The following is a 13,234-nucleotide window of genomic DNA, read 5'->3' on the forward strand; positions in this document are numbered from 1 at the left end:
CATCATCACCTATTTCAATTTCTTTTGGATGTCATACAGTGTGTTTAATGCTTCAAGAGGCGTCATATCCAATAGATCTAAGGAAGAAATGATGGAGAGCACCTCTTTTTCCTTTGATGAAAGCTTTTTCCCTGCCGGCTCTTTTTTCTTCTCTGCTATTTCATCGCCGAATAAAGAAAGCTGGCTTGGCTCCGCAGAATATTCGATGCTCGGTTCCACCGAATGCTCGATGACGGATGGTGTATATTTCTCTTTCTGATTGTCTCCTTCGAGCTTGCTCAATATTTCTTTTGCCCTTTGGATAAGAATTTCAGGAAGCTCCGCAAGCTCAGCAACATGAATTCCGTAGCTTTGATCAGCCGCCCCTTCATCCACTTTATGGAGAAAAACAACCTTTCCGTTTTCCTCTATTGCCTTAACATGGACGTTCTGCACATTTTGCAATTCATCTCCGAGCACGGTTAATTCGTGATAATGGGTCGAGAACAATGTTTTGGCTCCGATGTGGTCGTGAATGTATTCGATTATCGCTTGAGCAAGCGCCATGCCGTCATATGTCGATGTCCCGCGCCCGATTTCATCAAATAAAATCAAGCTTTGATTCGTGGCATGTACAATCGCATTTTTGGCTTCCAGCATTTCCACCATAAACGTACTTTGCCCTGATACTAAATCGTCAGCCGCTCCAATTCTAGTAAAAATTTGGTCAAAGATCGGCAGAACCGCTTCGCTGGCAGGGACAAAGCAGCCGATTTGCGCCAAAACAGCCGTTAAAGCAATTTGCCGCATGTACGTACTTTTTCCTGACATGTTTGGACCGGTGATTAAAAGAATGTTTCTTCCTTCTTTCATCCAGCAATCATTCGGAACATAGTTTTCGGATTCCATCACTTTTTCTACGACTGGATGACGACCGTCTTTTATGTAAAGCTCGGAGTCGGAAAAGGACGGTTTCGTATAATGTCGTTCTTCGCTGATTACAGCAAAGCATTGCAGGCAGTCAAGCTCGGCAATCTTTTTAGCCAAGAGCTGCAATCTAGGAATATATTGCTTTACTTCGTCGCGAATTTGCACGAACAATTCATACTCAAGATCAACGATTTTTTCTTCCGCTTCTAAAATCAACGCTTCTTTCTCTTTCAGCTCTGGTGTCACATAACGTTCGGCATTGGCCAGCGTCTGTTTCCGTTCATATCTTCCTTCATCCAAAAGATGAAGATTCGCTTTCGTTACTTCAATATAATATCCAAACACTTTGTTGTAGCCGATTTTAAGCGATTTAATTCCTGTCAGCTCTCTTTCTCTTTTTTCCAGCTCTGCTATCCACGTTTTTCCGTTTCTCGCTGCATCTCTGTAGCGATCCAATTCTTCGTTAAATCCGTCCTTAATGATGTTCCCCTCTTTGACTGAAATCGGCGGGTTTTCGATGATCGCTTTTTGAAGCAACTCCTTCAAGCTTTCACAAGGATCAATTTCTTTTTTTATTTGCTCCGAATCAGCAATTCCTAACGAAGCAACGATTGAGCGGATCTCAGGAATTTTTTCAAGCGACTTTTTCAATTGAATCAGATCTCTTGCATTTGCATTTCCGAACGCAATTTTTCCCGACAGTCTTTCTAAGTCGTATACTTCCTTCAGCAATTCCCTTAGTTCTTCTCTTTCGATATAGCGGTCGATCAACATTCCAACGATATTTTGCCGCTTTTCAATTTCTTTTTTGTCAATAAGCGGACGGTCAATCCATTGCTTCAGCAGACGCGCGCCCATAGCTGTTTTCGTCTCATCTAACAGCCAAAGAAGGGAGCCTTTTTTTCCTTTCGATCGAATCGTCTCGGTCAGCTCCAAATTTCTTTTAGAGTACATATCAATTTTTAAATATTGATTTAATTGATAAAACTCCACCTTTTGCAAATGCTCAAGCGTCCGTTTTTGCGTCCGTTCTAAATAGTTGTATAGCCTTGCAAACGTTATTTTCAGCCGCTGATCTTGCAAATGTCCTGCAATGCTGTCTAATTTTTCAAGATAAGCTGCGTCTTTTTCAATCGAAAATGTCACAGGCTGTCTTTCTAATATCATTTTTTTCAGTTTCTCAGGAAAATCATCTGCCACTACAATCTCTTTCACTTGGCGGGAATAAAGCTCGCCCAAGCAGTCCTCCATTGTGGAGAGAAGGGTGACATATGATTCCCCTGTCGTAATATCTGTCAAAGCTAAGCCGAAAAGCGCTTCAAAGACCGTAACGGAAGCAATATATTGGTTGTCTTTCTCGCCTAGCCCTTTTCCTTCCATTAATGTTCCTGGTGTAATGAGCTGAACGACTTCCCGCTTCACAACACCTTTTGCTTGTTTCGGATCTTCTGTTTGTTCACAAATCGCTACCTTATAGCCCTTTTCAATGAGCTGTTCGATGTAGCTTGAGGCTGAGTGATACGGCACCCCGCACATTGGGATTCTTTCCTCGCCCCCGCCATCACGGCTTGTTAACGTAATTTCCAATTCTTGTGAAGCCTTGATGGCATCCTCAAAAAACATTTCATAAAAATCGCCTAAACGAAAAAATAAAAAGGCATCCTGATAGTCTGCCTTGATGTTTAAATATTGCTGTATCATTGGCGTGTATTGTGCCATGTTCATCCCCCGACTGTATGTAAAAGTTAACATCTTTTATTATAGCACAAACTCTTTATTCCGAAAAAAACTTATTCGCTCAAATAACCTATGACAAAACAATAAAACTAAAAAGCACGAACATGATTATTCGCTAATTTGTTTATTGCGTCAACCTTTGACATAAATGTTCATGATTAATGGCGGATTTGTTTATTCCTTTAAACTTTTGACATAAAAAATTAAGAAGCAGGTGCGCGATTATCGCAAATTAGTTTATTCCGCCAAACCTTTGACATAAAAAACAGGAAGCAAGGGCACGATTATTCGCAGATTGTTTATTCCGTCAAACATTTGCCGAAAAAACAAGGAAACCAGCGAGCGATTATCGCAAATTAGTTTTTCCCGTCAAATCTTTGACATAAAAAACAGGAAGCATGTACACGATTATTCACAGATTTGTTTATTCCGCCAAACCTTTGACATAAAAAAACTAGGAAGCAGCCCTCCTAGTTTTTCATTATTCTTCTGGTTCACCTTCTAAAAGCTCTGGCGTTAAATCTTCTATTTCATCCTCTAAATCCTCTTCCCAATCATCCCATTCCTCATCGGATTCAGACAAGTTGTTAGGATGGACGGAGACGACCACTTTCGTTTCTCCGATGACCTCTGCTAAAAATTCTCTTTCTACTTGAACCACAATGTTTTCGCCGTTTGGAGAAATGGTGACTTCCAGACAATTCGGCTGCTGCAAAACACGGGCAACCACTTCGTTCTCGTCATCTAAATAGTTGTCATCTTTATATCGTAATTTTAACACATCTGTATACTTGACACGCTCTGTAACTACTTCTGTTTTCGTATTTTCATCAAATGAATACCAAACGTTAATATCATATGTTCCCTCGATTTCAACTGTTTTCCCCCGTTTTTGCGCATCATATTTATGGTTAATAATCCAACCACCCAAAATACTTGCTGGTTTCTTCTCAGGACTAATCGTATGTGTTGCTTGAGTAAACTTTCGACCTTTTGCTACTACCGCTTTCGTTATGATTTCCCTATATTCTGCCATTTGCCAAACCCTCCTCAAAACGATCGTAAAAAGATTTTCGCTAGGACAAGCTCGATATTTTCATAAATCCTTCTAGTTCATTCTATGCATGAGCCAGAAAATATGTACCAAAAATTAAAAAAGACGCTGACGCGTCTTTAAACAAAATGAGGGAGGATTGGCCGAAATCATAGAAATACCGATTGTTCATAAGCTCAAACGGTTTTTATTTTTTCAAAAATAGCCTGAAAACCTTAATACGATTAATGGCAAGATCCATGTTTATTCCGAATTTGGGCGCCTGTTTCACCCGTTAACAGATTGCCGCCAGTTGAGCGAATAATTTCATTTGTCACATGGTTTGAAATTGTATTCGCTACTAATTGAAGAAGATCGTTAACTTCAATTTGCGATTCTTTAAATTGCTGGACGATCGGAATTTGATCTAATTCTTCATACAGGCTGTCAATTTTCTCCTCCACTTGTTTGAGAGCTTCATGCTTTCCGAAATGCTGAAAATTGACGGCTTGTTTTTGCAGGCTTTTAATGCTGGCAATCATTTCCCGAACTTTTTGATTTTCGTTAATTTGTTCTTCCGCTTTTTTAAAGAAGTCAACTTGCTCTGTTTCGGCTATCATTTGCGCCAGTTCTTTTGCCTTTTCTAAAATATCGTCTTTCGTATACGCCATTACAATGTCACCCCAATTTGCTCTTCCACCATTTCTCCATCAAGAGTCCAGGTTTTGGCTTTTGTAATTTTTACTTTTACAAGCTGACCAATCGCCGATTTCGGACCTTTAAAGTTAACTAGTTTATTTTTTCTCGTATACCCTGCCAAAATGTCAGGATTGTTTTTGCTCTCGCCTTCAACTAATACCTCAACGACTTTGCCTTCATATTCTTTCATTTTTTGGGCGGAAATTTCGTTGACTAATGCATTTAATCGCTGCAGTCGTTCTTTTTTCACTTCCATCGGGACATTATCTTTCATTTTAGCAGCAGGCGTTCCTTCCCGAGGCGAATAAATGAACGTATAGGCACTGTCAAAGCCGACTTCGCGATAGAGGGAGAGTGTTTCTTCAAACTGCTCATCCGTCTCATTTGGAAAGCCGACAATGATATCAGTCGTTAACGAAACGTTTGGAATCGCCTTTTTAATTTTTTGCACTAATTCTAAATACTGTTCGCGCGTATATTTGCGTGCCATCAATTTCAATATTTCCGAGCTGCCTGACTGCACCGGAAGATGGATATGATCGACAAGGTTGCCGCCTTTGGCCAAAACTTCAATTAAACGGTCGTCAAAATCTTTCGGGTGACTTGTGGTAAAACGAATTCTGGCGATATCGATTTTTCGAAGCTCGTCCATTAAATCGCCTAGGCCGTATTTGATATCGTCAAAATCTTTCCCGTAGGCATTTACGTTTTGACCAAGTAACGTGATTTCTTTATACCCTTGCGCTGCAAGGTGGCGAACTTCTTGAATAATATCCTCCGGTCTGCGGCTCCGTTCTTTGCCTCGAGTGTACGGAACAATGCAATACGTGCAAAATTTGTCGCAGCCGTACATAATATTGACCCAAGCTTTAATATTTCCTTTCCGGACTTTCGGAAGGTTTTCAATCACATCGCCTTCTTTTGACCAAACCTCCACGACCATTTCCTTCGACATGTACGCTTCATTCAACAAATGCGGAAGGCGGTGAATGTTGTGTGTTCCAAAAATTAAATCAACATATTGGTACTGCTTTAAAATTTTGTTGACAACAGATTCTTCTTGGGACATGCAGCCGCAAACACCTAAGATAAGATCCGGCTTTTCCATTTTGAGCGGCTTCAAATGCCCAATTTCCCCAAATACTTTGTTTTCAGCGTTTTCCCTGATCGCACATGTGTTTAACAAAATAACATCAGCATCTTCTGTGCTGTCAGTCGGCTTATATCCGAGCTGCATAAAAATACCGGCCATCACTTCCGTATCATGTTCATTCATTTGACATCCGTATGTGCGAATATAAAACTTTCTGCCTTCTCCCATTCCTTTTAAATGGTCAGGAATGACAAAATCTTTATGGTATTTCACTTCTTCTTTTCCGCGCTTTTTCGCATCTTTTAAAGAAGGCGGAATGTAAACACGCTCGAAATACTTACTGTAATCCTTCTCGGATTTTTTGTCCGAAGGATTAACCAGCGTGGTTGCTAATCGTTGTTTTTCATTCATGGCGCATTACTCCTTCATGTTTAAAAGTGTACACTGTTTTATAGTATATCGTGTTAAGTAGCAGAACACAATATTGCACCATTATTTTATAATAAAGACACTTTTTTTAAAAATTTTCGATACAAGATTTCTAGAAATAAGCTAAAAGTAGATTTCTTCCTTTAACAATTGAAATCAAAAAAAGAGAGAGGGGAACCCCTCTCCTACATAAACTCTGCTACTAATTCGTCAAATTTTTCTTTGCTAAGTTTCAGTTCAGCTTTTGCAAGCGGCACTTCGCCGAATCCTGGAACAAGCTCTTCATATGGTTTTTGTTCTTTATTTTGATAAATAAGACCTGTTACAAGACCGTTATATTCCATTAACGTTTGCATCGCAAGTTTTTTGTCAGAAGGATCATATCCTTCAATATCTTTCAGCTTTGTTAAATTCTCTTTAAACCAGTCGTATGTGTTCACTTTGTTATAAGTAACGCAAGGACTGAACACGTTGATAAAGGAAAAGCCTTTATGCTGAATTGCTTGTTCGATCAAGGAAGTTAAATCTTTTAAATCTGTCGAAAAGCTTTGCGCAACAAACGTAGCACCTGCTGTTAACGCCAATTCCATTACGGACAGCGGAGATTCAATTGAACCTTGCGGGGTGCTTTTTGTTTTAAAACCGACATCACTTCTTGGAGACGTTTGTCCTTTTGTTAACCCGTAAATTTGGTTGTCCATCACAATATACGTAATGTCGATATTTCTTCTCATCGAATGAATGGTATGCGCCGTACCAATAGCAAACCCATCGCCGTCACCGCCAGCTGCTATGACCGTTAAATCTTGGTTCGCCATTTTTACACCTTGTGCGATCGGAAGCGCACGACCGTGAATTCCATGGAAGCCGTAAGAATATATATAACCTGAAATCCTTCCTGAGCATCCAATTCCGGAAATGACTGCAAGCTGATGCGGTTCCAAACCGACATTAGCCGCTGCCCTCTGTATAGCTGCTTGAACCGAGAAATCGCCGCAACCCGGACACCAATTCGGTTTGACATTGTTGCGAAAATCTTTAAAAGTGGCCATTTAGAACAACACTCCTTGTTTTGTGAACTCCTTGCTTTGCGTATAAATTTCATTCGGCAGGAACGGGTTTCCGTCATATTTTAATAGAGATTGAATTTTGTCAGCAAATCCGACATTCATTTTTATAAGATTTGCTAATTGTCCTGTTGCATTATGCTCCACAACGATGACTTGTTTAGCCTTTTCAATGAGCGGGCGAATTTCCTCTTTCGGGAATGGATGAATGAGACGGATATGCGCATGGTTCACTTTCACTCCGTCTTCTTCTAGACGTTCCATCGCTTCCTCAATGGCCCCTCTTGTCGAAATGTAGCCGATGAACAAAATATCCGGCTCTTCATGCTTGTCATTTTTATGAACTTTATTGTTGAACTCTATTTGTTCTAATTTGCGAAGCCGTTTTTCCATTTGCGCCTTTCTGTTTGCGGCAGCTTCCGAAGGTTTTCCGGTTTCATCGTGCTCAACACCTGTCACATGGTGGATGCCGTTTTTCATTCCAGGAATCACTCGCGGCGATATACCGTCTTCTGTTATTTCATAGCGTTTGAAATACCCTTGATTACCTGCTTCCGGAACTAATTCTTCATTTAATAGTTTTCCGCGCCGAATTTGGATAGATTCATAGGAAAGAGGTTCAACCGTTTGCTTACCAAGAGAAAGCTGCAAATCAGAAAGTACAATCACAGGGCATTGGTACTCTTCCGCTAAGTTAAACGCCTCAACCGTATCATAAAATGCTTCTTCCACCGTGCTCGGTGCAATAACAATTTTTGGTATCTCTCCATGTGTTCCGTAAATCATAGCCATTAAATCCGATTGCTCCTGCTTAGTTGGAAGTCCAGTGCTCGGACCACCGCGCTGTGTATCAACTATGACTAGCGGAGTTTCCGTCATGCCTGACAGACCGATCGATTCCATCATTAATGATAAACCAGGACCAGCAGAGGAAGTAAATGCCCTAGCGCCAGCATAGTTGGCTCCAATCGCCATTGTGGCTGCAGCGATTTCGTCTTCCGTCTGAATGACAGCTCCTCCTAAATCTGGAAGCTTTTTAATCAAATATTCCATAATTTCCGAAGCGGGAGTAATCGGATAGGCAGCCATAAAGCGTGCACCAGCGGCAATCGCACCTAGAGCGATGGCGTCGTTTCCAATCATGAACATCCGCTTTTGACCATCAGCTTTTTCCAAATAAAGATCTGAACGGTCAAACCCTAATTCTTCTTTTAAATATTGGGCGCCTTTTCTAATCGCCTCCATGTTGTTTAAGACGACTTGTTCGCCTTTTCTTCCGTAAGTGTCTTGTACAACTTCCTGAAATAATGACGGGTCAAGATTCAAAATTGCGCTTGTTGCACCGATTGCAACCATGTTCTTCATTAAAGATGTTCCCAGCTCTGAAGCGATTTCCGTAAAAGGTACTGAATATAAGGAAACATTGCTTCCTTCAGGGATTTTCGGTCCAAACTTTGCATCGGCAAGAATAACTCCGCCGTCCCGCAATTCATGAAAATTAAAATCGATCGTTTCTTGGTCAAAAGCAACAAGAATATCTAAATCATCGCTTATCGTTCGAACTTTCTTCGTGCTGACACGAATTTTATTGTTTGTATGTCCCCCTTTAATTCGTGAAGAAAAGTGGCGGTATCCATATAGGTAATAACCAAGCCGGTTGAGCGTAATTGCAAAGACTTCTCCTGTACTTTCGATTCCTTCTCCTTGCTGCCCACCGACTTTCCATGAGAGTTGGTTTACCATTTCTATGTTACACTCCTTTGGATCTAAAATATCTTTATCATTTCCGGTATTTTAGAGGCCCACTGCCCTGTCGAAAAGTCTATGATGATGAATTATGCTATTTTTAGCCATAATAACCTTGTTCTGGCAGCAAAACCACCATACCTTAAAATTTTTGGGATAATCCTAAACGATTTCAATTTTATCCCTAAATAATCAAAATTACAAGTTTAAATGCTTGTAATGACAAAAAATTTTAAATATTCACCATTCTTTATTTCTGTATAATGAAATTATAATAAAACCGATAAATATTATCAACATTTTAAGCAAAAAACAGTCTGCAACCGAAAAGGAGTGCAGACTGTTTAGCTAATTTATTTAAACATGTTATCTCGGCTCAACAATCAATTTAATGGCTGTTCGTTCTTCACCGTCTATTTGAATATCTGTAAATGCCGGAATACAAATTAAGTCAACACCGCTCGGAGCTACAAATCCTCTTGCTATCGCTACCGCTTTTACAGCTTGATTCAATGCTCCAGCTCCAATCGCTTGAATTTCGGCGGCTCCACGCTCCCTCAGCACCCCTGCTAGCGCTCCGGCGACAGAATTCGGATTAGATTTTGCTGAAACTTTTAATATTTCCATTTCCTAGTTCCCCCTTCATTTTTTACAATGGTTCGTGAAAATTTATTGGAACAAATGCTGTTAGATGCATTGTTCAAAAGACCCATCACCTCTTGAACAATTGGTTCCATCCCATAGTTACTATATTCCCTAAAGTTTGGCAGTATTCCTGCTTATTTTTAATTTTTTTTTTTCATTTAATTTAATCAAAATAAACGTGATCATCATTGATTAATATTCGTTTGATCGATTTTGCTTTGCCGGTTCCTTCCTCAATTTCCACTAATACGGCATTCAATTGTCCTCTGCCTTCATTGATTTCAAACCGAACAGGGAGATTCGTTAAAAATTTTTTTAATACTGCTTCCCTGTCAACTCCTAAAATACCGTCATATGGTCCTGTCATCCCGACATCGGTAATAAATGCCGTTCCTTTATCTAAAATTCTTTCATCGGCAGTTTGAACGTGTGTATGAGTGCCAACCACTGCGGAAACTTTCCCATCCAAATACCAGCCCATCGCTTGTTTTTCGCTTGTTGCTTCCGCATGAAAATCAACAAAAATATATGGAGTTCTTTTCTTCGCTTCTTGAATCAATTCATCCGCTTTCCGAAAAGGGCAATCGATTGCCGGCAAAAATGTTCTTCCCTGGAGGTTTATGACTGCAAGCTCTTTTCCATCCGCTTCCACGTACACGATTCCTTTTCCTGGTGTGCCTTCAGGAAAGTTAGCCGGTCGAACCAACGCTTTTGCTTCATCGATAAATTCAAAAATTTCTTTTTTATCCCAAGTATGGTTGCCCATTGTCACTGCCTGAACTCCCAATGAAAGAAGCTTCTGGTAAATTTTCATAGTTATTCCTTTGCCATGTGCAGAATTTTCACCATTGACAATTGTTACTTCAGGATTATATTTTTTCTTCAGCTTCGGCAAATATTGTTCAACCATTTCTCTCCCTTTTGCTCCTACCACATCGCCTACAAATAAAACTTTCATGATGAATTCCTTTCTAAATGTTTATTATATAGTTTTGCATAAATTGAAAAAAAAATAAAGCGGCACATTTTCATGTACCACTTTATTTGGCATATTCAACCGCACGAGTTTCCCTAATGACGGTCACTTTAATATGTCCAGGGTAGTCAAGCTCTTCTTCGATCCGCTTGCGAATATCTCTTGCTAATCGATGAGCTTCTAAATCATCTATTGCATCCGGTTTTACCATGATGCGAACTTCGCGGCCTGCTTGAATGGCGTACGATTTTTCCACACCTTCAAACGACTCGGAAATTTCCTCCAATTTTTCAAGCCTGCGAATATAATTTTCAAGCGTTTCACTGCGGGCACCCGGCCGTGCTGCCGATAAAGCATCAGCCGCTGCAACTAAAACCGCAATTACCGATGTCGGTTCTTCATCCCCATGATGGGAAGCAATGCTGTTGATGACAACCGGGTGTTCTTTATACTTCGTTGCCAGCTCCACGCCGATTTCAACATGGCTTCCTTCTACTTCGTGGTCAATGGCTTTTCCGATGTCGTGCAGAAGCCCTGCACGTCTTGCAAGGATTTGATCCTCACCTAATTCGGCAGCCATCAATCCGGTTAAAAAGGCAACCTCTATTGAATGCTTCAGCACGTTCTGGCCATAGCTCGTTCGAAATTTCAATCTGCCTAAAATTTTGATCAAATCCGGATGAAGACCGTGAACGCCAACTTCAAATGTCGTTTGTTCTCCGATTTCCCTAATATGCTCGTCCACTTCCCGCCGCGATTTTTCCACCATTTCTTCAATTCGCGCTGGATGAATGCGCCCGTCTTGAACAAGCTTGTCAAGCGCAATTCTTGCTGTTTCACGGCGAATCGGATCAAATCCTGATAAAATAACCGCTTCCGGTGTATCGTCGATGATGAGGTCGATCCCTGTCAATGTTTCAAGAGTGCGGATATTTCTTCCTTCTCTGCCGATAATTCTGCCTTTCATTTCGTCATTTGGCAAATTCACAACAGAAACGGTCGTTTCAGCCACATGATCTGCTGCACAGCGCTGTATAGCAAGGGAAAGAATTGCCTTTGCTTTTTTATCTGCTTCTTCTTTCGCCTTTGTTTCTGCTTCTTTCACCATTACAGCAATATCATGAGAAAGTTCCTTTTCCACTCGTTCAAGGATGATTTGTTTCGCCTCTTCACGCGATAAACCCGAAATGCGTTCAAGCTCTATTTGTCCTTCTTGCACCATCTTTTCCACTTTGCTTTCCATCTCTTCAATATGCTGTTGTCTTTCATTTAGAGAATCTTCTTTTTTATCTAGCATCGCCTCACGCTTATCTAATGATTCATCTTTTCGATCGAGATTCTCCTCTTTTTGCATTAAACGGTTTTCTTGTTTTTGAAGTTCATTTCTTCTTTCGCGAATTTCTTTTTCTACTTCCAAACGAAGCTTATGAATTTCATCCTTTGCTTCCAGAAGCGCTTCTTTTTTCGTTGCTTCAGCTTCACGCTTAGCATCTTCAAGAATTTGTTCCGCGGCGTTTTTTGCACCCGCTATTTTCGCTTCAGCAATGGATTTTCGAACAAAATAACCAACAACTGCACCGACGATTAGGCCAAGCAAAATGGAGATGATTTCAATGAGTTCCATTCTTTCACCTCCTCTTGCTATGAACTTGTCACAAAGAAAGTGTCGGCATTACACATTTACTCTCCCGATAACATTTTCCAAAAAAATATGTTAAATATATTGCAAAAATGAAAAAATATACATATCCATTTTAAATGTGGGAATAACCCTTGTCAAGTTTTCATCTTGTCGAACAAAGGATGGGGCTTTTTTTGATCAAAAAAATAAGACCGGCTACTCCGCCAGCCTTACGCTAAGATGTGCGTACATTATTCATCCAAAAGCTCGAACGTTTCCTGCCCCTCTTGCACAGGTTCATTCGTTTCAAGGCCATATGCCTTGCGAATTTCTTGCTGAATGGCATCGCGAATATCCGGATTTTCGCGCAAAAATTGCTTTGCATTTTCTCTTCCCTGTCCTAAACGCTCCTCTTGGTAAGAATACCACGAACCGCTTTTTTGTATAATATCCAATTCCGTTCCCAGGTCGATGATTTCTCCTTCTTTTGAAATCCCTTCCCCGTACATGATATCAACTTCTGCCGTTCTAAAAGGAGGCGCTACTTTATTCTTGACAACTTTAATTTTCGTTTTGTTTCCTACCATATCATTTCCTTGTTTCAGCTGTTCAGCTCTGCGCACTTCAAGGCGGACAGATGAGTAAAATTTCAGCGCGCGTCCCCCTGGAGTTGTCTCGGGATTTCCGAACATGACGCCCACTTTTTCCCTTATTTGATTAATAAAAATCGCAATGGTTTTCGACTTGCTGATGGCTCCTGAAAGCTTCCGAAGCGCTTGCGACATAAGACGCGCCTGCAATCCGACATGCGCATCGCCCATTTCGCCTTCAATTTCCGCTTTTGGGACGAGTGCTGCGACCGAGTCAATGACAATGATGTCGACTGCACCGCTGCGAACGAGAGCTTCTGCAATCTCAAGAGCCTGCTCGCCGGTATCGGGCTGCGACAAAAGCAGTTCATCAATATTAACACCTAAATTTTGCGCATAGACAGGGTCGAGCGCATGTTCCGCATCGATAAACGCTGCTTGCCCGCCTAGAGCTTGAACTTCAGCAATGGCATGAAGGGCCACTGTCGTTTTACCGGAGCTTTCCGGTCCATATATTTCAATAATCCGACCTCGAGGATATCCGCCGACGCCAAGAGCTGCATCCAATGCCAGCGATCCGCTTGGAACTGTTGAAACTTTTCGCTCAGCTTGTTCTCCAAGCTTCATTATCGAACCTTTTCCGAATTGTTTTTCAATCTGTTTTAACGCCATTTCCAAGGCAGCTTGAC

Annotated in this window: 10 protein-coding genes; all 10 read right to left on the reverse strand. The window is 40.9% G+C overall.

Translation table 11 applies throughout. The features are described 5' to 3' along the window. Positions 1-9 precede the first annotated feature (9 nt). Positions 10-2,628 carry a DNA mismatch repair protein MutS gene (gene mutS / locus NSQ84_RS09975; protein WP_327862727.1) on the reverse strand — a complete coding sequence of 873 codons (2,619 nt, stop codon included), beginning with the start codon at positions 2,626-2,628 and terminating at the stop codon, positions 10-12. A 499-nt stretch (positions 2,629-3,127) separates the two neighbouring features. Then, on the reverse strand, positions 3,128-3,682 hold the full coding sequence (cotE, locus tag NSQ84_RS09980) for an outer spore coat protein CotE (RefSeq protein WP_063386736.1): 555 nt from the start codon (positions 3,680-3,682) through the stop codon (positions 3,128-3,130). A gap of 242 nt (positions 3,683-3,924) precedes the next feature. After that, positions 3,925-4,350 (reverse strand): RicAFT regulatory complex protein RicA family protein, encoded by a 426-nt coding sequence (locus NSQ84_RS09985; RefSeq protein ID WP_063386735.1) that lies wholly within the window; start codon positions 4,348-4,350, stop codon positions 3,925-3,927. Next, positions 4,350-5,882 (reverse strand): tRNA (N6-isopentenyl adenosine(37)-C2)-methylthiotransferase MiaB, encoded by a 1,533-nt coding sequence (gene miaB / locus NSQ84_RS09990; RefSeq protein ID WP_130158314.1) that lies wholly within the window; start codon positions 5,880-5,882, stop codon positions 4,350-4,352. Before miaB ends, NSQ84_RS09985 begins: the two co-directional genes overlap by 1 nt. A 203-nt stretch (positions 5,883-6,085) precedes the next feature. Beyond that, on the reverse strand, positions 6,086-6,952 hold the full coding sequence (locus NSQ84_RS09995; RefSeq protein ID WP_063386733.1) for a 2-oxoacid:ferredoxin oxidoreductase subunit beta: 867 nt from the start codon (positions 6,950-6,952) through the stop codon (positions 6,086-6,088). Beyond that, positions 6,953-8,710: a 2-oxoacid:acceptor oxidoreductase subunit alpha gene (locus tag NSQ84_RS10000; RefSeq protein ID WP_063386732.1), complete on the reverse strand. Its 1,758-nt coding sequence runs from the start codon at positions 8,708-8,710 to the stop codon at positions 6,953-6,955. A 369-nt stretch (positions 8,711-9,079) separates the two neighbouring features. Then, positions 9,080-9,340, reverse strand: coding sequence for a stage V sporulation protein SpoVS (spoVS, locus tag NSQ84_RS10005; protein ID WP_003181955.1), 261 nt, complete (start codon positions 9,338-9,340; stop codon positions 9,080-9,082). Positions 9,341-9,521: 181 nt separating this feature from the next. Further along, on the reverse strand, positions 9,522-10,316 hold the full coding sequence (locus NSQ84_RS10010; RefSeq protein WP_066246434.1) for a TIGR00282 family metallophosphoesterase: 795 nt from the start codon (positions 10,314-10,316) through the stop codon (positions 9,522-9,524). A gap of 82 nt (positions 10,317-10,398) precedes the next feature. Further along, positions 10,399-11,958, reverse strand: a complete 1,560-nt coding sequence (gene rny / locus NSQ84_RS10015; RefSeq protein ID WP_063386730.1) for a ribonuclease Y — start codon at positions 11,956-11,958, stop codon at positions 10,399-10,401. Positions 11,959-12,206: 248 nt separating this feature from the next. Continuing rightward, positions 12,207-13,217, reverse strand: a complete 1,011-nt coding sequence (gene recA / locus NSQ84_RS10020) for a recombinase RecA (RefSeq protein WP_063386751.1) — start codon at positions 13,215-13,217, stop codon at positions 12,207-12,209. Positions 13,218-13,234 lie beyond the last annotated feature (17 nt).

This window comes from Aeribacillus sp. FSL K6-3256, assembly GCF_037965805.1.
Taxonomy (GTDB): domain Bacteria; phylum Bacillota; class Bacilli; order Bacillales; family Aeribacillaceae; genus Aeribacillus; species Aeribacillus composti.

Bases quoted from the DNA above. Each gene is read 5' to 3' on its own strand.
- NSQ84_RS10000 (WP_063386732.1), bottom strand. From the start codon at position 8,710: ATGGTAAACCAACTCTCATGGAAAGTCGGTGGGCAGCAAGGAGAAGGA.
- recA (WP_063386751.1), bottom strand. From the start codon at position 13,217: ATGGCGTTAAAACAGATTGAAAAACAATTCGGAAAAGGTTCGATAATG.
- NSQ84_RS10010 (WP_066246434.1), bottom strand. From the start codon at position 10,316: ATGAAAGTTTTATTTGTAGGCGATGTGGTAGGAGCAAAAGGGAGAGAA.
- NSQ84_RS09985 (WP_063386735.1), bottom strand. From the start codon at position 4,350: ATGGCGTATACGAAAGACGATATTTTAGAAAAGGCAAAAGAACTGGCG.
- NSQ84_RS09995 (WP_063386733.1), bottom strand. From the start codon at position 6,952: ATGGCCACTTTTAAAGATTTTCGCAACAATGTCAAACCGAATTGGTGT.
- miaB (WP_130158314.1), bottom strand. From the start codon at position 5,882: ATGAATGAAAAACAACGATTAGCAACCACGCTGGTTAATCCTTCGGAC.
- spoVS (WP_003181955.1), bottom strand. From the start codon at position 9,340: ATGGAAATATTAAAAGTTTCAGCAAAATCTAATCCGAATTCTGTCGCC.
- mutS (WP_327862727.1), bottom strand. From the start codon at position 2,628: ATGGCACAATACACGCCAATGATACAGCAATATTTAAACATCAAGGCA.
- rny (WP_063386730.1), bottom strand. From the start codon at position 11,958: ATGGAACTCATTGAAATCATCTCCATTTTGCTTGGCCTAATCGTCGGT.
- cotE (WP_063386736.1), bottom strand. From the start codon at position 3,682: ATGGCAGAATATAGGGAAATCATAACGAAAGCGGTAGTAGCAAAAGGT.